This is a genomic window from Dactylosporangium darangshiense, from assembly GCF_039537565.1.
Classification (GTDB): Bacteria; Actinomycetota; Actinomycetes; order Mycobacteriales; family Micromonosporaceae; genus Dactylosporangium; species Dactylosporangium darangshiense.
Genome location: NZ_BAABAT010000036.1, coordinates 65646 through 84726, shown reverse-complemented (window position 1 = coordinate 84726; position 19081 = coordinate 65646). Strand labels below are relative to the sequence as shown.

The 19081-nt window shown below is 73.1% G+C and carries 19 protein-coding genes and 1 riboswitch; of the genes, 10 read left to right on the top strand and 9 right to left on the bottom strand.

Going from position 1 to position 19081, the window contains the following annotated elements:
* The first annotated feature begins 60 nt into the window (after positions 1-60).
* The 4 genes from ABD901_RS42440 (at position 61) to ABD901_RS42425 (ending at position 3422) form a co-directional block, all read left to right on the top strand.
* Entirely contained in the window at positions 61-735 is a 675-nt protein-coding gene (locus ABD901_RS42440) for a hypothetical protein (RefSeq protein WP_345136524.1), read from the top strand.
* Positions 735-1670, top strand: coding sequence for a DUF4142 domain-containing protein (locus tag ABD901_RS42435; RefSeq protein WP_345136522.1), 936 nt, complete (start codon positions 735-737; stop codon positions 1668-1670). Before ABD901_RS42440 ends, ABD901_RS42435 begins: the two co-directional genes overlap by 1 nt.
* A gap of 311 nt (positions 1671-1981) precedes the next feature.
* Positions 1982-2851, top strand: coding sequence for a hypothetical protein (locus ABD901_RS42430; protein ID WP_345136520.1), 870 nt, complete (start codon positions 1982-1984; stop codon positions 2849-2851).
* A gap of 70 nt (positions 2852-2921) precedes the next feature.
* On the top strand, positions 2922-3422 hold the full coding sequence (locus ABD901_RS42425; RefSeq protein ID WP_345136518.1) for a GNAT family N-acetyltransferase: 501 nt from the start codon (positions 2922-2924) through the stop codon (positions 3420-3422).
* A gap of 37 nt (positions 3423-3459) precedes the next feature.
* On the opposite strand, the gene ABD901_RS42420 is transcribed toward ABD901_RS42425, so the two are convergent.
* Together ABD901_RS42420 and ABD901_RS42415 are read right to left on the bottom strand one after the other, a co-directional pair.
* Complete coding sequence (locus tag ABD901_RS42420; RefSeq protein ID WP_345136516.1) at positions 3460-4248, bottom strand: MBL fold metallo-hydrolase; 789 nt, start codon at positions 4246-4248, stop codon at positions 3460-3462.
* On the bottom strand, positions 4242-4817 hold the full coding sequence (locus tag ABD901_RS42415) for a dihydrofolate reductase family protein (RefSeq protein WP_345136514.1): 576 nt from the start codon (positions 4815-4817) through the stop codon (positions 4242-4244). Before ABD901_RS42415 ends, ABD901_RS42420 begins: the two co-directional genes overlap by 7 nt.
* A 95-nt stretch (positions 4818-4912) precedes the next feature.
* On the opposite strand from ABD901_RS42415, the gene ABD901_RS42410 reads away from it, so the two are divergent.
* Positions 4913-5416: a winged helix-turn-helix transcriptional regulator gene (locus ABD901_RS42410; protein WP_345136512.1), complete on the top strand. Its 504-nt coding sequence runs from the start codon at positions 4913-4915 to the stop codon at positions 5414-5416.
* A 130-nt stretch (positions 5417-5546) separates the two neighbouring features.
* Here ABD901_RS42410 and ABD901_RS42405 read toward each other — a convergent pair whose 3' ends face one another.
* The 4 genes from ABD901_RS42405 to ABD901_RS42390 form a co-directional block, all read right to left on the bottom strand.
* Positions 5547-6770, bottom strand: coding sequence for an RNA polymerase sigma factor (locus ABD901_RS42405; RefSeq protein WP_345136510.1), 1224 nt, complete (start codon positions 6768-6770; stop codon positions 5547-5549).
* 16 nt (positions 6771-6786) lie between these two features.
* On the bottom strand, positions 6787-7431 hold the full coding sequence (locus ABD901_RS42400) for a LysE family translocator (RefSeq protein ID WP_345136508.1): 645 nt from the start codon (positions 7429-7431) through the stop codon (positions 6787-6789).
* 49 nt (positions 7432-7480) lie between these two features.
* On the bottom strand, positions 7481-7924 hold the full coding sequence (locus tag ABD901_RS42395; RefSeq protein WP_345136506.1) for a GNAT family N-acetyltransferase: 444 nt from the start codon (positions 7922-7924) through the stop codon (positions 7481-7483).
* Positions 7925-8341: 417 nt separating this feature from the next.
* Positions 8342-9601 carry an MFS transporter gene (locus ABD901_RS42390; protein WP_345136504.1) on the bottom strand — a complete coding sequence of 420 codons (1260 nt, stop codon included), beginning with the start codon at positions 9599-9601 and terminating at the stop codon, positions 8342-8344.
* Positions 9602-9668: 67 nt separating this feature from the next.
* Here ABD901_RS42390 and ABD901_RS42385 point away from each other — a divergent pair, with 67 nt between their 5' ends.
* The 3 genes from ABD901_RS42385 (at position 9669) to ABD901_RS42375 (ending at position 12428) form a co-directional block, all read left to right on the top strand.
* Positions 9669-10646, top strand: a complete 978-nt coding sequence (locus ABD901_RS42385; RefSeq protein ID WP_345136502.1) for a DUF5937 family protein — start codon at positions 9669-9671, stop codon at positions 10644-10646.
* 74 nt (positions 10647-10720) lie between these two features.
* Positions 10721-11128, top strand: coding sequence for a VOC family protein (locus ABD901_RS42380; protein WP_345136500.1), 408 nt, complete (start codon positions 10721-10723; stop codon positions 11126-11128).
* Positions 11129-11159: 31 nt separating this feature from the next.
* A complete protein-coding gene (locus ABD901_RS42375; protein WP_345136498.1) occupies positions 11160-12428 on the top strand; it encodes an adenosylmethionine--8-amino-7-oxononanoate transaminase in 1269 nt (422 codons plus the stop codon).
* Between the two features lie 8 nt (positions 12429-12436).
* Here ABD901_RS42375 and ABD901_RS42370 read toward each other — a convergent pair whose 3' ends face one another.
* The 3 genes from ABD901_RS42370 to ABD901_RS42360 form a co-directional block, all read right to left on the bottom strand.
* Positions 12437-13435 carry a C40 family peptidase gene (locus ABD901_RS42370; protein ID WP_345136496.1) on the bottom strand — a complete coding sequence of 333 codons (999 nt, stop codon included), beginning with the start codon at positions 13433-13435 and terminating at the stop codon, positions 12437-12439.
* Between the two features lie 12 nt (positions 13436-13447).
* A riboswitch (cyclic di-AMP (ydaO/yuaA leader) is annotated at positions 13448-13580 on the bottom strand.
* Positions 13581-13781: 201 nt separating this feature from the next.
* Positions 13782-14741 (bottom strand): M56 family metallopeptidase, encoded by a 960-nt coding sequence (locus tag ABD901_RS42365; RefSeq protein ID WP_345136494.1) that lies wholly within the window; start codon positions 14739-14741, stop codon positions 13782-13784.
* Positions 14738-15109, bottom strand: coding sequence for a BlaI/MecI/CopY family transcriptional regulator (locus tag ABD901_RS42360; protein WP_345136492.1), 372 nt, complete (start codon positions 15107-15109; stop codon positions 14738-14740). The genes ABD901_RS42365 and ABD901_RS42360 overlap by 4 nt, the downstream gene beginning before the upstream one ends.
* A gap of 225 nt (positions 15110-15334) precedes the next feature.
* Here ABD901_RS42360 and ABD901_RS42355 point away from each other — a divergent pair, with 225 nt between their 5' ends.
* A complete protein-coding gene (locus tag ABD901_RS42355) occupies positions 15335-16768 on the top strand; it encodes an MFS transporter (RefSeq protein WP_345136490.1) in 1434 nt (477 codons plus the stop codon).
* 104 nt (positions 16769-16872) lie between these two features.
* A complete protein-coding gene (locus tag ABD901_RS42350; protein WP_380137686.1) occupies positions 16873-18987 on the top strand; it encodes a copper-translocating P-type ATPase in 2115 nt (704 codons plus the stop codon).
* Positions 18988-19081 lie beyond the last annotated feature (94 nt).

Genomic DNA, 19081 nt, shown 5'->3' with positions numbered 1-19081 from the left:
CATGTCGGAACGCAGATCGAGGCGAACTTCGATCGATGCGAACGGACCGAGGAGGAAGACGTGGCAGCGAAGAGGCTCACCGCCACAGTGGCGGGCTGCGCGGCGGCGGCCGCCGCTTTTGCCGGCCTGACCGCGTGCGCGCCGCAGGGCGGCGCCGACGCCGCGGCCGGCTACGACGCGGCGGCAGCACAGCAACAGGCTCCGCCGCAGGCGCTTTCCGACATTCTCGGTGAGAGCGCCGCGCCGGTGAGCTCCGCCGCACCGGTGCGACTCACCACCGCGCTCAAGGGGGCGACGATCCCCAAGATGGGCAAGGTCGTCACCGACCAGGACGGCTGGGTGCTCTACCGGTTCGACAAGGACACGGCCAAGCCGCCGAAGACCAACTGCGTCGACAAGTGCGCCCAGGTCTGGCCGCCGGCGCTGACCGACGGCAACCCCGACCTCAGCGGCGTCGACGCGTCGGTCGTCGGCACCGTGCAGCGCGCCGACGGCACGCGCCAGATCACGCTGGCCGGCTGGCCCGTGTACCGCTACATCGGCGACCCGAAGCCGGGCGCTTGGAAGGGCCAGAACGTCGGCGGAGTCTGGTTCGTCGTCGCGCCCGACGGCAAGAAGAACCTGACCTGCCTGCCCACGCCCGCGCCAACGGCCGTGGAACCACCGGCCGCCTCCGCTCCCGCCGCTGATCCCACCGCGACGCAGAACGGCGACGGCGGAGCCGGCGGCTACTGATGTACCCCGTCGAGCCCGACGGCTCCGGCCCCCGCCAGTGGGCGCCGCGACGCCGCCGCATGTTGCCCTGGTGGGTGATCCTCGCCGCCGTCCTGGGCGTGGTCCTGGGGGTGCCGTCGTTCCGTTCGGCACTGTCCAGCGCGGCCGGCCTGCCGGGAGGCTCGGCGAACGGTGGAGCGAACGCGGCGAACACCGGCCCGGCGACCGGCTACGCGCCCGGCGCCGGGTCGACCGCCCAGCAGAATCAGGTCCAGGTCGCCGCGACCGCGGCGGCGCCGGCCGGCACCGACCTGCCGGCCGGCTGGATGAACACCGCGACCGGCCCGCTCGGCCCGGCCGACCGCGAGTTCCTGACGAAGGTGCGCCAGGCCGGCCTCTGGGAGGGCCCGGCCGGCCAGATGGCGCAGGGCCGCGCCGCCGACGAGCGCGTCAAGGAGGTCGGCAAGCAGCTCGCCGCCGACCACATCGGCCTGGACCAGCAGGTCCGCGAGGTCTCCGCGACGCTGGGCGTGGCGCTGCCCGACAAGCCCAGCGACGAGCAGCAGGGCTGGCTCGACGAGTTCAGCAGCAAGACGGGCGCGGACTTCGACCTCGCGTTCGCCAACCGGCTGCGCGCCGCGCACGGCAAGGTCTTCGCGCTGGTGTCCTCGATCCGCTCGGGCACCCGCAACGACCTGGTCCGCGCGTTCGCGCAGACCGCCGTCAACGTCGTGATGAAGCACATGACCCTGCTGGAGAGCATCGGCAACGTCAACTTCAATGCGCTGCCCACGCCGGGCCTGCCCGCTCCCAACGCCACCAAGGCCACCCCGGCCGGTGCCTGGCGCCCGGACGCCGTCTGGGCGGTCGCCGGCCTGGCCCTGATCGTCGGCGCCGTCGCCGCGTTCCGCATCTATCGCGGGACTCGCGGCACCCGGCGCAGCCCCGCCTACTGAGGAAGATCCGTCCACGGTGGATCCCGATGCCTCGGCGCCGCTCAGCGCGATCCCTCACCTCGGCGGCGCCGAGCCCAACCTCATAAGAGCTCGCGGCGCCGGCCGGGAAGGGGCCGGCACCGCGAAAGGGGACCGCAGCCCGCCAGCGCCCGCCGGTGGCGCGCCGGATGAGAGGAGGTGGACACCCCTGTCGCCTTCAGCAGGGGCAGCCGGTGAGTCGAACCGCCCGGGGCCGCGGCGCAGTCCGCGGCCCCGCCCACTCGTTTTTCGCGGTCACCTGAGAGTCGCCTGGGCCGCTTAGGATCGACGGCGTGCTGTACGTCGAGTTCGACGACAACGGCCGCTGCATCGTCTCGCGCGACGACCCCGACCCGTTGGGGCTGGAGGAGCGGGCCGATTACGACGGCGTCGTCGCCATCGTGCGCACCGCCGGGCCCGCTGGCAGCCCGGACGCCCCCGACATGACGGCCGTGCGGCTGTACACCGGCGCCCTGATGGCCATCGTCGCCGGCGGCACCATCGCGGGTTCGGTGCTGATCCACCCGGCGCTCGGCGTGCCCGCCGGAATCCTGGCGGCGCTCTACGTGGCCCGGCGGCACAACCAGACCCGGGCGCGGCTCGAGCAGCGCTGGTCCGGTCGCCACCGCGTGCTCGACACCCGCCCCGAGGTGAGGCGCTTCCGCCGCGCGTTCGACGCCGCACGCACGATCCTGGTCGCCTGGCCGTTCCTCGCCGACCTGGTCCAGATCCCGTCGCCGCGCGCCGAGGTCACCGCGGCGCTGTGGAACATCGCCGGCCTGCTGCGCGACCACGCCGACCTCGGCGAGCAGTTCGCCGCCCTCAACGACCCCCGCTTCGGCGCGCTGCCGGCGGAGGCCTCGGTGCGGGCCACGCTCGACGACCGGCTCCTGCGGGTCGACGCCGGCCGGCGCTCCCTGAGCGCCGACATCGACCGCCGCATCGAGACCCTGACCAACCTCGCGGCCCGCTGCGCGTCCTTCGTGCGCGCCGAGGCGGCCCTGAACACCGCCTACGAGGCGGTCCGCCGCGCCGACGAGTCGCTGCGCCGGCTCGCACCGGACGCGGCCTTCGACACCCCCGACCACGCCCGTGACCTGGCCGAACGCACCGCCGCGATCCTGGGCGCCTACCGCGACCTCACGCTGTATCGCGCGCACTGATGAAGCGCACATATCGGCCGCTGGCGGAAACCAGGTGGGCCTCGGCGCATTACCTGGGTAAGGTCGGGCGATGCCCGAGCTGAAGCGGTTGGATGCCGGTCACGCCCCGGCGGTCCTGGCCTTCGAGCTGGCGAACCGCGCCTACTTCGCGGCCTCGATCTCCGACCGCGGCGACGACTTCTTCGACCAGTTCACCGACCTGTACAACGCCTTGCTGGCCGAGCAGGAGGCCGGCATTCGAGCCTGCTACGTGCTCGTCGCCGAGGACGGTTCGGTACTCGGCAGGTTCAATCTGTTCGACATCGAAGACCACACTGCGGTCCTCGGCTACCGGGTCGCGCAGCATGTCGCCGGTCGTGGCGTGGCGACCGCCACCGTCCGGGAGCTGTGCCGGCTGGCGGCGGCCCAGCACGGGCTGCGCACGCTGCGGGCGGCCACCACCAGCCAGAATACGGCGTCCCAGAAGGTGCTGACCAAAGCCGGGTTCGTCCCCGTCGGGCCGGCCGACCCGGAGCACATCGGCGGCAAGCCAGGCACCTGGTATCAGCGCGACCTGGTGCCCCAGCCCTAGCCGGGGCATCAGAAGCCCGACGCGACCCGATCACGCTTCATTGGGCGAGGCGCTGGAGTTGCCCTTCGTGCACGTCGGCCACCCACTCCCAGCCGGGCTTGGCGGACGGGCCGACCCGCGGGTCAATGGGGTCGCGGCCGTCGCGCAAGGCGAGCACGTACGCCCGGTCACGGTCGATCCGTGCGTGTACCTGATCGGCTCCGCCGATGGACCCGTGGCCGGGGACGACGACATCGGCATCGGCTGCCACGCCGTCGAGCAGCCGCAGCGCGGCGAGGTAGTCCTCGATCGGGTCGGCGGCGCCGTGCAGATCGAGCATCGGGATGAGGACATCCGAAAGCATGTCGCCGGCGACGAGAACCCCGCGCTCCGCGATCAACAGCGCCGCATGGCCCGAAGCATGCGCCCGATGTTCGATGATCCGCACCTCAGGGCCGTCCCACGGAATCCGCGCGGCATCCGCGGGCAGGCCGGTGATGAGGCCGAGCAGGTCCAGCGGTACCTCGTCGGGAATGCCGAACCGGCGTGCATCGATCCCGTTCGACAGCCGATCCCTGACAGTGTCCGCGCAGCGGGCCGTGCCGTAGCGGGGCGCCTCGCCGAGGCCGGGGTGCCACAGCAGGTGATCCCAGTGCGGATGCGTCGAGAAGCCCACCACGACGGTCCGGCCGGAATCGGACAGGTCCTTCGCGAGGCAGGCCAGTTCGTCGCCCAGCACCCCGGCGTCGATGAGCAAGACACCATCCCGGCCCTGCACGACAACGGCGTTGCTCTGGCAGAACTCGCTCTCGTGGACCAGGACACCCTCCGCGACCTGCTTCAGCACGAGCTTGCCTCCTTCGCATCCCGGATGGAGTAGCGATGCATCGTGACGCCCTGCTCGAACGATCGCTGCTCGAGCAGGTCGAGCTCGATCGGCACGTCGTAGTCGTCGAACAGCGGCCTGCCGAAGCCGAGGATCGCCGGGTGCGTGAAGAGCAGCAACTCGTCGAGAAGCCCCGCCCGGAGCAGCTGCGTCGCGAGCGTCGCGCCGCCGACACCGATGCTGCCTTCGGTCGCGGCCCGCAGGGCGGCGAGCTGCTCGATCGCGTCGTCTCCGCCGATGATCCGGGTGTTGTGATCCGCGCTGCGGCGCGTGCGGGAGACCAGCACCTTGGGCTTGGTGGTCCAGATGTCGCCGTACTCATGCATGACATCCGGCAGCGACGCGTCCTCGCGCGCCCGTGGCCAGTACTCCTCCATCACCTCGTAGACGACCCGGCCCTGGACCATGAGCGAGAGCGCCCGCGCCTGCGCGTTGAACTCGCGGTGCAGTTCCTCGTCGATGCGCAGCCATTCGCCGGCCCCGTTGTCACCGGGAACTTGCTCGATACGCAGGTCGAGGGACACGTTCATCCAATAAACGAAGCGGCCCATCCTCGCCCCATCCCCATAGTGGTTGCGTTCTGCAATCACTATATTGAGGGCGAAGTACCTGTCAAGGAGGAATCGTGGAACCACGGTCCGGGTGTCCGATCAACGCCGCCGTCGAGGTGCTCGGAGATCGCTGGTCGCTGATCGTGCTGCGCGACGTCATCTTCGGCGACCGCCGCTACTTTCGGGCGCTGCTCACCGGGTCGATCGAGGGCATCGCTTCGAACATCCTCGCCGACCGCCTCGTGCGGCTGGTCGAGGCGGGGATCCTCACCCGCGGCACCGCCTTCCGGGGGCAGCGAGCTCGCTACAGCCTCACTGAAGCCGGAATCCAGACTCTTCCGATCATCTACGCCCTCGGCAACTGGGGCCTCGACTGGCGCCCCGGCAGCGGCGAGCTCCGGAGCCGGCAGCAGCTCATGCGCGATGAAGGTCCGGCGTTCATCGAGGAGCTCATGGACGAACTCCGCGTCCGCCACCTCGACGCCCCGCCGAAGCCGCACGACGGTCCGGGCCCGTTCGAGCGCCTCGACGCCGCCTACGCCGCGGCCGCCGAGCAAGAACGCGTCGATCAACGGTGACGGAACGGCCCCGCCCTGACTGACCCAAATGCAGCCGCGCGCCTAAATATGATGATAAGTCCGATATGTCCGTCACGAAGTGGCGGACATATCGTCGGCCTTCACGAGCCGTTCGTCAGCCTGTCGGGCGTCACGGGGTGGGCGCCACAGAGGCGGCCTTCTGCTCCAGGTAACGCTGTTCCGGCAGGCTCGTCGTGCGGCGCGCCGCCAGGGAGTACCACTCGGCGGCCTCCGTGCGGGAGCCGGCCATCTCCAGCAGGTGCGCGCGCACAGCGGCCAGGCGATGGTGTGCCGCCATCCGGTCGTCGGCATCGAGCGTGGCCAGCAGGTCCAGGCCGGCCTGCGGGCCCTTGACCATCGCCAGGGCCACGGCGTGGTTGAGCGTGACCATCGGGTTGGGCGCCATCCGGGTCAGCAGCTGGTACAGGCCCAGGATCTGCGCCCAGTCGGTGTCCTCGTTGCGCGGCGCCTCGTCGTGCACGGCGGCAATCGCGGCCTGGAGCTGGTACGGGCCGGTCGGGCCGACCGGCAGCGTGCGCGTGATGAGCTCCGTGCCCTCGTCGATCATCGGGCGCAGCCAGCGGTCGCGGTCCTGCTCGGCCAGGGGGACCAGCGCGCCGCCGCCGCGGGTGCGGGCCGGGCGGCGGGCGTCGGTGAGCAGCATGAGCGCGAGCAGGCCGGTGACCTCGCCGTCGTCGGGGAGCAGGCGGTGCACCTCCCGCGTCAGGCGGATCGCCTCGGCGGTCAGGTCGCCGCGCTGCAGGTCCGCGCCGGAGGAGGCCGTGTAGCCCTCGTTGAAGATGAGGTACAACACCTGCAGCACGACCTCCAGGCGCGCCTGGCGCTCGTCGGGCGGCGGCGGGGCGAACCGGGCGCCGGCCGACTTGATCTTCGCCTTGGCGCGGCTGATGCGCTGCGCCATCGTGGCCTCGGGGACGAGGAACGCGCTCGCGATCTCGGCCGTGGTAAGGCCGCCGACGGCGCGCAGGGTCAGCGCCAGCTGGGAGGCGGCCGACAGGGCCGGGTGGCAGCACAGGAACAGCAGGGTGAGCGTGTCGTCGCGGTCGGGCACCTCGTCGGAGGGTTCCGGTTCGAGCGCGGCCACGCTGAGCTCGCGCCGGCGGCGGGCGTCGTCGGAGCGGAACTGGTCGGTGAGGCGCCGCACGGCGACGGTGATGAGCCAGCCGCGCGGGTTGGCCGGCACGCCCTCGGCCGGCCACTGCATTGCGGCGGCCAGCAGCGCCTCCTGCATCGCGTCCTCGCAGGCGTCGAACTGCCCGTACCGGCGGATCAGGATGCCCAGCACCTGCGGCGCGAGCGCGCGCAGCTCGTCCTCGACGGTCACACCCAACATCTACACGAAAGCCCACTCAGATGGCGGATGGCCTGGCCTTGTCGGTCGCCAGCTTCACGGCGATGAGGCCGAGCAGGGAACCGGTGACGTACCGCTGCACGCGCAGCCACGCCGGCCGCTTGGCGAGGAAGACCGCGATCGCGCCGGCGGCGGCGACGATGCCCGCGTTCACCAGCAGGCTGACCCCGATCTGCACGCCGCCGAGCAGGAACGCCTGCGCGACGAGGTGCCCGGCGCGCACGTCGACGAACTGCGGGATCAGCGACGCGTACATGATCGCCGCCTTCGGGTTGAGCAGGTTCGTCATGAGCCCCATCCCGAACAGGCGGCGGCTCGAGTCCGGCTCCAGCTCGACCGGGGCGAACACCGACACACCGCCGGGGCGCACGGCCTGCCAGGCGAGCCACGCGAGGTAGGCGGCGCCGGCCAGCTTCACCGCCGTGTAGAGCGCGGGCACGGCGGAGAAGACGACGGAGAGGCCGGTGGCGGCGAGCGCGAGGTAGACCAGGAACCCGGCCGCGACCCCGCCCAGCGACGTGAACCCGGCCCGGCGGCCCTGCGCGATGCTGCGCGAGACGAGGTACATCATGTTGGGCCCGGGCGTGAGCACCATCCCGAGCGCCACGAGTGTTACGCCGACTACCGCACCGACGGAGATCATGACCCCAGCCTGCCCAATGCGGCGGCCGGGATCGACGGCCAATCCGCGCTCAGAGGCCCTTGACCCAGCGCCGCCACTCCGGCTGGGACGCATAGCCACCGGCCGACCACGCGCGGTGGGCCAGAGTGTTGTCCTCGAGCACCATGGCGTCGGCGCGCCGGCCGCCGAAGGCCCGGAAGCGCTCCTCGGCCGCGTCGAGCAGGGCCTTGCCGATGCCGCGGCGGCGCCGGTCCGGGCGCACCGCGAAGCGGTACAGGTGGCAGCGCCAGCCGTCGAACCCGGCGACGAGCGAGCCGACGATCTCCTCGCCGCCCTCGCCTGCTTCGACCGCGAGCACCAGGGCGTCGGGGTCGCGGGCGATGAGCGCGGCGACCGCCGCCGTGTCGTCGCCGGTCCGGTTGGTGTCCTCGGCCGAGGTTCGCCAGAACTCGAGGAGGGCGGGGATGTCGTCGACCGTCGCGGGGCGCAGCTGCACGGCCCCAACGTACGACATGCGGCGTAGGCCGGGTTACGCCCTGTGTGCCACGACTACGGCCGCCGATTTTGCCAGGCTGAGGGCGTGAAGTTCACTCCGAGATGGCGCAAGGCGATCCTGACGCTGCACGTGGCCACCGCGGTCGGGTGGCTCGGCACCGACCTGGTGCTGCTCACGCTCGGCATCGCCGGGCTGACCGGCGCCGCCGACCGCGCGGTCGTCTACCCGGCGGCGGCCCTGGTCGGGGAGGTGCTCTTCGTCCCGCTGACGTTCGTGGTCTGGCTGGTCGGCGTGGTCAACGCGATCGGCACCCCGTGGGGGCTCGTCAAGTGGTGGTGGGTGGCGACCAAGCTCGGCATCGTGACCGTGATGCTCGGGCTCGTCACGTTCGCGCTCTACCCCAACCTGGCGGCCGCCGCCGACCAGGGCGCCGCGCTAGCCGAGCAGCAGCGGCTCAACCTGGTCATCGCTCCGGCCGTCTCCAGCTCGCTGCTGCTGTTCTCGACGGTGCTGTCGACGTACAAACCCTGGGGCCGCACCCGCCGCGGCGACCAGCGTCGCCCCGCCCAGCAGGCCGATGACGACGCCGGGCGCGAGCGCCTCCGCGAGCAGGCCGGCCAGCGCGGGCAGTAGGCCCTGCGCGGTCATCAGGCCGGTGCTGAGCAGCCCGAACGCCTGCCCGCGACCTTCAGCGGGCAGCGCGTCGCGGAAGGCCTCCTGCACGCCGAGGCCGAAGGCGAACCCGGCGCCGGCGACCATGAGCGCGCCGGCGAGCGGCGGCCACGGCGCGGGCGCGAGGAACGCCAGGCACGGCAGGCCCATCAGCGCGATGAGAACGGGCACCAGCCGCTCGCGCAGCGCCGGGCCGATCAGGCGGCCCACCACGAGGTTGCCGGCGGTCATCCCGACCGGGATCGCCGCCAGCAGCCAGCCGGCGACGCCGATGGCGAAGCCGCGCCCGGCGGCGTAGGGCACCATGAGCGCCTCGGCGCCGGTCAGGAAGGCCGGCGGCAGCCACTGCACCAGCAGCAGCCGCCGGACGGTCCGGTCCCGCAGCAGCGCCACGTTGCCGGACCAGCTCGCCGCGGCCAGGCCGCGCGGCCGGCCGGCGCCGGGCGCCACGGGGGAGTCGGCCAGGCCGAGGCGGGTCCAGGCGGCGGCCAGGACGTGGCCGAGCGCGGCCAGCAGCATCGCCCGGCGCCCGCCGAGCGCGGCGACCGCGAGCCCCGCGCCGGCCATGCCCGCGAGCTGGGCCAGGGACGAGGCCATGTTGGCCAGGGAGCGGCCCAGGACGTAGGCCTCGCCGTGCAGCACCTCCGCGATCAGGGCGTTCTGCGCGCCCATGAACACGGGGGTGAGCAGCGCCGCGGCGGCGACCAGCGCCAGGGCGGCCCACACCGGCAGGGGCACCATCGCGAGCGCGAGCGCGGCGGCCGCCTCGGCGAGGTAGCCGAGTGCGATCAGCCGCCGGGGCCGGACCCGGTCCGCGAGGGCGCCGAAGAGGCCCGCGCCGAGCAGCTGCGGCAGGAAGCCGATGCCGTAGGCGAGCGCGGCCAGCGCGGGCGAGTCGGTCGCGGCGTACACCAGCAGCGAGAGCGCGACGATCCGCAGCGTGTCCGCGAGGATGCTCAGCGTGCGGGTGCCGAAGAGGACCCGGAACTGGCCGTCGCGCAGCACCGACGTGTACGTGGTCATGTCGTCAGGCTCAGGGAGGTACCACATCCGGGGTTAGGGTTTCGTCCCTCGACGTAAGGTCGAGGGCATGCTCCGGCTGGAGGTCGACGCCGCCGACCTTTTGCACACGCGCTTCGGGGTGTCGCCGCTCTTCGAGCTCGGCAGCCTGCTGCGTCGCCTTGCGGGCCTGTCGCCGCTCGGCCCGTTCGCGCGGCTGCGCCCGGCGTACGAGCGGCTGCGGGCCGAGACCGACGTCGAGGCGGTCGTGGCGCTGCACACCGCCCGGTACGGCGCCGACTTCGTCGGCCCGCCGCCGCTGGGGATGCAGCAGAGCATCGCGGCGGACCTCGAGGCCGTCCGGGCGACGCCGCTGCCCGTGGCCCGCCGGGAGATCGCGCGGGCCCTGGCCCAGGGCCCCAGGGTTCCGGATTCGGTACATCGAGTGCTGTCCGCCGCCGACGTCGTCGAACGGCTGGCCACGGCCCTGGAGCAGGCCTGGTCGGCCCTGCTGGCACCCGACTGGCCCCAGCTGCGCGCGATCTGCGAGACCGACGTGGTGCACCGTGCCGGCCGCCTCGGCGCCGGCGGCTGGGCGGCCGCGTTCGACGGCCTGCACCGCGACCTGCGCTGGCACGACGGCGCCCTCGAGCTCGACCCGCCGCGCGACGCGGGCGCGGCCGCCCGGACGGTCCCGTCCGACGGCGCGGGCCTGCTGCTCGTGCCGTCGGTGCTGATCTGGCCCGGCGTCGGCGCGTTCTTCGACCCGCCGTGGCGGCGGGCCCTGGTCTACCCGGCGCGCGGGGTCGCCGCGCTGTGGGAGCCCCCGACCGGCGGCGGTGCGCTGGCCGAGCTGGTCGGCCGCTCCCGCGCCCGGCTGCTGCTCGCGCTGGACAGCCCGGCGAGCACCACGCAGCTGGCGGCGAGCCTCGGCCTGGCCGTCGGCGCCGTGGGCGACCACCTCGCGGTGCTGCGCCGCGCCGGCCTCGTCCGCTCGGCGCGAGCCGGCCGCTCGGTGCTCTACCGGCGCACCCCGCTCGGCGACGCGCTGGCCGCATCGGGCGAGTGAACCTTCCCTCACGGGCCGTTGCGGCGCACTAGGCTCGGGCTATCGCGCACGTCACACGACCAAGGGAGTTTGCTGTGACCACGAGGCTCAACCCGTACATCAACTTCCGCGGCAACGCCCGGCAGGCGATGGAGTTCTACCGGAACGTGTTCGGCGGGGAGCTGCGGATGAACACGTTCGGAGAGTTCGGCTCGGACGACTCGAGCATGGCCGACCAGATCATGCACGCCCAGCTGGAGACGCCGAGCGGCTACACGATCATGGCCTCGGACACGCCGGCCAACATGACGCTGACCCCCGGCGACCACATCACGATCAGCCTGAGCGGCGACGACGGCATCGAACTGCGCGGCTACTGGGACAAGCTGTCCGGCAGCGGCAAGGTCTCCATGCCGCTGGAGAAGCAGATGTGGGGCGACGAGTTCGGCTCCTGCACCGACCAGTTCGGCATCCAGTGGATGGTGAACATCACGCAGCCCTAAAGGCGGGCGGAGATCGGCATATCGTCGGGCCATGGACCCCGACGAGCTGATCGCGCTCGACCGTGAGCACGTCTGGCACCCGTACGCGCCGATGCCGGCGACCCAGCGCCCGCTGGTGGTCTCGTCGGCGTCGGGCGTGCGGCTGCGGCTGGCCGACGGCGGGGAGCTCGTCGACGGGATGTCCTCGTGGTGGGCGGCGATTCACGGGTACGCCCACCCGGCCCTCGACGCCGCCGTGCGCGAGCAGGTCGGGCGCATGAGCCACGTCATGTTCGGCGGCCTGACGCACGAGCCCGCCGTGCGCCTCGCCAGGACCCTCGTCGACATCACGCCCGGCCCGCTGCGGCACGTCTTCTTCTGCGACTCCGGGTCGGTGTCGGTCGAGGTCGCGATCAAGATGTGCCTGCAGTACCACCGATCGCTGGGCCGTCCCGCGAAGCGCCGGATGCTGACCTGGCGCGGCGGCTACCACGGCGACACCTTCCACCCCATGTCGGTGACCGACCCCGACGGCGGGATGCACAGCCTCTGGCGCGGCGTGCTGCCCGAGCAGCTGTTCGTGCCCATGCCCCCGGTCGAGTACGACCCCGCGTACGTCGCCGAGCTGGACGAGACGCTGCGCCGCCACCGCGACGAGGTCGCCGGGATCATCGTCGAGCCCGTCGTGCAGGGCGCCGGCGGCATGCGCTTCCACAGCCCGCGCTACCTCAACGCCCTGCGCGAGCTCGCCGACGAGCACGACGTCCTGCTCGTCTTCGACGAGATCGCGACCGGCTTCGGGCGCACCGGCGCGCTGTTCGCGGCCGATCACGCGGGCGTCACGCCCGACGTGATGTGCATCGGCAAGGCGCTCACCGGTGGGTACCTCTCCATGGGCGCCACCCTGTGCGTCCCGCGGGTGGCGCAGGGCATCAGCCGCGGCGAGACCCCGGTGCTGGCGCACGGCCCGACGTTCATGGGCAACCCGCTCGCGGCCGCGGTCGCGAACGCCTCGATCGAGCTGCTGCTCTCGGGCGACTGGGCGGGCACCGTGACCGGCATCGAGGCCGGCCTGATCCACGGCCTGGCGCCGGCCCGCGGCCGCGCCGGCGTGCTGGACGTGCGGGTCCTCGGCGCCATCGGCGTCGTCCAGCTCGACCACGACGTCGACATGGCCGCCGCCACGAAGGCGGCCGTCGAGCACGGCGTCTGGCTGCGGCCCTTCCGCGACCTCGTGTACACGATGCCGCCCTACATCACCGCCGACGACGACCTGGAGCGCATCTGCGCGGCGGTGCTCGCCGCCGCCGAGGTCGCCTAGGGCGTGGGTCAGCCGGGGCGGCGGTAGCCGGTGATCGGCCGGCCGTCGAGCTTGGCCATGCGGACATAGTCGCCGGTGGTGGGGGCGTGGACCATCCAGCCGCCGCCGACGTACATGCCCATGTGGTGCAGGTCGCTGTAGAAGAACACCAGGTCGCCGGGGCGCAGGTCGGCCTTGGCGACCGGTTTGGCGTCCTCCCACTGCCACTTGGTGTAGTGCCGCAGCGTCACCCCGGCGGCGGCCCAGGCGGCCATGGTCAGCCCCGAGCAGTCGTAGCCCTTGGGGCCGGCGGCGCCCCAGATGTAGGGCTTGCCGATGAGCTCGCACGCCTTCTTCGCGGCGGTGCCGCCGGGGCCGCCGAGGTACTCGACCGGGCAGGCGACGGGTTTGAGGGTGCCGGTGGCGCCGCTGCTGCCGTACGCCTGCTGGCGCAGCTTCTGCAGCTCGGCGAGCTTGCCCTCGATCTGGGTCTTCTTCGCCGCCAGGTCGGCGTCCTGGGTCGCCTGCTGGGCGATGAGCGCGTCCAGGGTCTGCTTGTCGCCGGCGAGCTTGTCCCGGGCGGCGGCCACGCTCTGGATCTGGGCGCGTTCGTTGCGTGCGATCGCGTTGATGACCACGAGCTGGTCGAGCATGTCGGTCGGGTCGTCGCCGCCGAGGACCACCTGCATGGCGGTGACCCGGCCGGTCTTGTACTGCCGGACCGCGATGTCGCTGATCTTGCCCATGGCGGCGTCGACCTGCGCCTCCAGCGGCTGCAGTTGCTGCTGCAGGGCCGCGGCCTTGGCCTGGTTGTCCTTGAGCTGGGTGTGGACCTGGTTGTACTGCTCGATCGTCGGCTCGAGCTGGTTCCACATCTGGTCGATCTGGGCCTCCAGCTCCGCCGGGGTCGGAGCGGCCTGGGCCGCCCCGGTGCCGGCGAGCAGCACCGCGACCGCGGTGAGCGCGGCGACGATGGCGCGCGCGGGGAGGCTGGTGGTCAGGACGCGGCGCGGGCGGCGTGGCGGCACGTGCGGCAGGCTCCTTCTTCCCTCGACCGCCTACCGGGTTAGCTGACGGGTTCGGGCGGGAAGGTCGCCCTACCGCGGAACGCGGATACACCCCGGATGCTGCGGTTGGGTCCCCGGCTCGACATCGACTCGGCGGCGCCGGACGCCGGCGCCGACCAGGGTGATCAGCGCTCCGGAAGCCCGGCCGGAGCTGACCTTACGCATCGCTCCCATTCGGCACAACCCATCTCCTACGCACCGTAGGAGATTGTCGAGTGACCGGAATGCACAGAAGTGCTGCTAGACGGCCATTTGTCGGTGCGATCGGGTGCGAAATCCGGTGATCATAGTCGTTGTCGGCGGCGGCCTAGGGCGCCAGCGGCGAGCGTTGGAGTGCCGCGATGGCGACGGGCATCAGGGGCAGGAGGGTGAACAGGCCGGCGGCGGCGCGGGTCAGCGCGGCGGGCAGCGGCCGGGGCCGGTGCAGCAGCCGGTGCAGCCGTTCGGTGGCGTCCCCGCCGTCGGCGCCGAGCAGCGCGCTCGCGTCGTCCGGCCCGCCCGCCCTGGTGCCGGTGTGCCGGGCGTTTGCCTCGGCGAGCGCGACGAGGGCGCGGGCCAGCACGATCGGCGGGTTGGAGCGCACGGCGACGTCGTCGGCGCGCAGCTCGGCGAGCCGGTGCACCTGCCGCACGGCGGTGGCGAAGCAGGGCGCCCACGGGAACGCCCGGTCCAGCAGCCGGGCCGTGCGGACGAGGCGGTAGTGCCGGCCGGTGGCGTGTGCCCGCTCGTGTGCGGCGACCGCGTGCAGTTCCTCGCCGGTGAGGTGGTCCACGGCCGCCGAGGTGAACACGACGTCGCGGACGCCGCCGCCGGGCAGCAGGTATGCGGCGGGCTCCGCGGCGGGCACGACCGTCGCGCCGAGCTCCGGCATCGCCCGGCCGGTCAGCGACAGCAGCCCGCGCAGCCGGCGCCGCTGCCGCCGCTCGGCCCGCGCCAGCCGCCACCCGGCCAGCGCGAATCGGACCGCCAGGACGCCCAGCAGGCCGGCGCCGCCGACGGCGAGGGCCTGCGCGGCGGTGCCGTGCGCGCCGAGCAGCGCGTCCAGGCACACCCGCCAGGCCCGGCACACCAGGTCGTGGGTGTGGTCCCAGTGCAGCGTCGCGGTGATCCCAGTCAGCAGCGCACCGGTCACGACCGCGGCGCACCACATCTGCCACGCGTACAGGCCCAGCCCGGGTGCCCGCGCCACCCATCGGGCGCGGGCCAGCCTCGGCCCGCCCGCCAGCACCAGCGCCGCGGCGTAGGCGGCGAGCAGGATCGTGCTCACGACCCGGTGATCTTCCGCTCGTAGGTGTTCAGCGCCGACCGCAGCGCCGCGGCCTCATCCAGGGTCATCTGGCCGAGGAAGTGCAGCAGGGTCTGCTCCCGGTCGCCGCTGTCGGTCAGCGCTTCGCGCATGAGCCCGGCGCCGTGCTCCTCGCGGGTGGTCACCGCGTGATAGACGTGCGCCCGGCCCCGGGGCTCCCGGCGCAGCCAGCCCTTGCGGTGCAGCTTGTCCATCACCGTGAGGACCGTGGTGTACGCCAGGTCGCGCTCCCGTGTGAGCGCGGTGTGCACCTGCCGCACCGTGACGGGCTCGCCCGCCGCCCACAGCTGCCGCATCACCGCCGCTTCCAGCTCCCCGAACCCCTGCACCCGCACCCTCCCGGACCAGTTTCCGGCGCCGCACCGGCCGCCCCGATGCTACGACGGCGCGACGCACACCACACCGGCCGGACAAAGGCCCTGCTCGGACGGCCCTCGCGCGGTCCCGCTCGCCCTTGCGGGCAGGCCGGCCGGTTGACCCTCGATACCCCCTGGGGGTATATCTGACGTCACGCGAATCTGATACCCCCTGGGGGTAGTTGGGAGTCTGTTGTGATGTCGTCTGGATCGCGGCGATGGTGGGCGCTCGGCCTCATCGCCCTGGCGCAGTTCATGGTCATCATGGACACGTCGATCATCGGCGTGGCGCTGCCGCGGATGCGGCAGGATCTGGGGTTCTCGGCGCAGAACCTGTCCTGGGTGTTCAACGCCTATGTGGTCGCGTTCGGCGGGCTGCTGCTGCTCGGCGGCCGCCTCGCCGACCTGTACGGGGCCCGCCGGATGTTCGCCCTGGGCTGGGCGGTCCTGCTGGCCGGCTCGGCCGCCGCCGGGCTCGCCGGAGGCGTCGCGGTGGAACTGGCCGCACGGGCGGTGCAGGGCGCCGGCGCGGCGCTCATCGCACCGGCCGCGCTGGCGCTGCTGATGACGCTGTTCGGCGCCGAACCGAAGGAGCTGGCCAAGGCCCTCGCTTTGTACGGGGCGGCGGCACCGGCCGGCGGCACCGCCGGAGTGTTCCTCGGCGGCGTCATCACCGAGTACGCGAGCTGGCCGTGGGTGTTCTACCTCAACATCCCGATCGCGGTGCTCGTCCTGGCCGCCGTGCCCGCGGTCATGCCGGGCGGCAAGGCCCGGCGCGGCTCGCTCGACCTGCTCGGCGCGCTGACGGCGACCGCCGGGCTGGGTGCCGCGGTGTTCGCGGTCGTCCGGGCGCCGGAGGCCGGGTGGGGTTCCGCGCAGACCTGGCTGGTGCTGGCCGGGGCGGTCGCCGCGCTCGGTGGGTTCGTCGCCGTGCAGGTCAATCGCCGCCAGCCGCTCGTGCGGCTGTCGATCTTCCGGGCACCGCAGCTGGCCGCGGCGAACGTCGCGCAGCTGCTGCTCGGCGCGGCGTGGATCCCGATGTGGTTCTACCTGAACCTGTACCTGCAGCAGGTCCTGGGCTACGGCGCCTTCGCCAGCGGCGCGGCGCTGTTGCCGATGACCGTCCTCATCATGGCCGGCATGATCGGCATCGCGCCGCGGGCGACGGCCCGGTTCGGTCCGAAGGCCATGGTCGTCGCCGGCCTCGCGGTCCTCGCCGCCGGGCTGGGCTGGCTGGCGTTCGTCCGCCCGACCGGCACCTTCCTCGCCGACGTGCTGCCCGCCTCGCTCGTCGCCGCGCTGGGCATGTCCCTGGCGTTCATCCCGTCGCTCGGCACCGCGATCGGCGCCGCCCGGCCCGAGGAGGGCGGCCTCGCCTCCGGCATCGTCAACACCAGCTACCAGGTCGGCTCCGCGCTCGGCCTCGCCGCGATCAGCGCGGTGGCCGCCGCGGCCGGCGCCGACCGCCTCGGGGACCTGACCGCACTCACCGGCGGCTACTCGGCCGCCTTCACCGGCGCCGCCGTGCTCGCCGCCGCCGGTGCCGTCCTCGCCGCGGTGACCCTGCGCACCCCGGCGAGCGCGCCGCCCGCCGTCCCGGCGGATGACGTTGCCTACGTCACGCAGGACTAGATACCCCTAGGGGGTATAGGTATGGTGGTGGCGAGCGTGCGACGTGATCAGCGCCGCCGCCATACCCCATATGGGTATCGTCGGAGCGGTGAAGGGAGAGTGCCATGTCCGACACGACGAGCAACATGCACGTCCACGGCGGCCACCACCACCATGAACACGGCGCCGCCACGGCGCCGCCGGGGAACGCGGGCCATCACGGCGGGCACCAGGGCCACGCGGCGCACCAAGGGCACGACAAGCACGCCGGGCACGACCCGGAGATGTTCCGGCGCAAGTTCTGGCTGAGCCTCGCGCTGACCGCGCCGGTGGTGCTGACCAGCGACATGGTCATGGACTGGTTCGGGTACCGGCTCGATTTCCCCGGCGTGACGTGGGTGGGGCCGGTCCTCGGCTCCGTCGTGTTCCTCTACGGCGGATGGCCGTTCCTGGTCGGCGGCGTGCGGGAGGTCCGCGACCGGGCGCCCGGCATGATGCTGCTCATCTCCATGGCCATCACCGTCGCCTACGTGGCGTCGCTGGCCACCAGCGCCGGCCTGTTCGACCTCGACTTCTGGTGGGAGCTGGCCGCGCTGGTCACCATCATGCTGCTCGGTCACTGGCAGGAGATGAAGGCGATCGGCCAGGCGCAGGGCGCCCTGGCGGCTCTGGCCGCGCTGCTGCCCGACGAGGCCGAACGCGTCCTCGCCGACGGGTCCGTGACGGCGGTTGCGGTGGCCGATCTGGGCGTCGGCGACGTGGTCCTGGTGCGCTCGGGCGCCCGTGTGCCCGCCGACGGCCGCGTCGTCGACGGCGAGGCCGAGCTGGACGAGTCGATGATCACCGGCGAGTCCCGGCCCGTCCGCCGCGCGGTCGGGGACCGGGTAGTGGCGGGGACGGTGGCCACCGACTCGGCGCTGCGGGTGCGCATCGACGCCGTCGGCGAGGACACCGCCCTCGCCGGGATCGGCCGGCTCGTCGCGCAGGCCCAGCAGTCCAGCGGCCGGGCGCAGGTCCTCGCGGACCGGTTCGCAGCGATGCTGTTCTACGTCGCCACCGCCGCGGCGGCCGTCACGTTCGTCATCTGGTGGGCCCTCGGTGACCTCGACCAGTCCGTGGTCCGCACCGTCACCGTCCTGGTCATCGCCTGCCCCCACGCGCTCGGCCTGGCCATCCCGCTGGTGATCGCCTTGTCCACCGCGGTCTCGGCCCGGGCCGGCATCCTGGTCAAGGACCGCCTCGCCCTGGAACGCATGCGCGCCGTCGACGCCGTGCTGTTCGACAAGACCGGCACCCTCACCCGCGGCGCTCACGTCGTCACCGGCACCGCTGGCACGCACGGCACCAGCGAGGACGAGGTCCTGCGCCTCGCCGCCGCGGTCGAGGCCGACAGCGAACATCCCCTCGCCAAGGCGATCGTCGCCGCCGCTCAGGGCAGCCTGGTGCGGGCCGGCGACTTCCGGTCACTGACCGGGCGGGGCGTGCAGGCCACCATCGACGGCACCCGCTACGCCGTCGGCGGCCCCGCCCTCCTGCGCGAGCTCGGCGCGAAGGAGCCCGGCGACCTCACCCGGCAGACTGCCGCGTGGTCCGGGCGCGGCGCCGCGGTCCTGCACCTGCTCCGGCTCACCGACGGCGGCGCCGAGGTGCTCGGTGCCATGGCGCTGGAGGACGAGGTGCGCCCGGAAGCCCGGCAGGCCATCGCCGAACTCCGTGCACAGGGCATCCGGAAGATCGTCATGATCACCGGTGACGCCCGGCCGGTCGCCGAGGCGGTCGCCGCCGATCTCGGCCTGGACGAGGTGTTCGCCGAGGTCATGCCGGCCGACAAGGACCAGGCCGTCGCCCAGCTGCAGGCCCGCGGCCTGACCGTGGCCATGGTCGGCGACGGCGTCAACGACGCGCCCGCCCTGGCCCGCGCCGACGTCGGCATCGCCATCGGCGCCGGCACCGACGTCGCCATCGAGTCGGCCGGCGTCGTGCTCGCCTCATCGGACCCTCGCGGCGTCACCGGCGTCATCCGGCTCTCCCGCGCCTCCTACCGCAAGATGACCCAGAACCTGGCCTGGGCCGCCGGATACAACGTCATCGCCATCCCACTCGCCGCCGGCGTGCTCGCCTGGGCCGGCATCACGCTCAGCCCCGCCATCGGCGCGATCCTCATGTCCGCCTCCACGATCGTGGTGGCCGCCAACGCGCAACTCCTGCGCCGCGTCCGGCTCACACCCGACCCGCACTAGCTGTTCTGTCCCATGAGGCCCGCGGTGGTTCCGGCAACCACCGCGGGCATTCGCGGTCGTCGCCGGGCGGTCCCCGCCGGGGTCGGATCGCAGA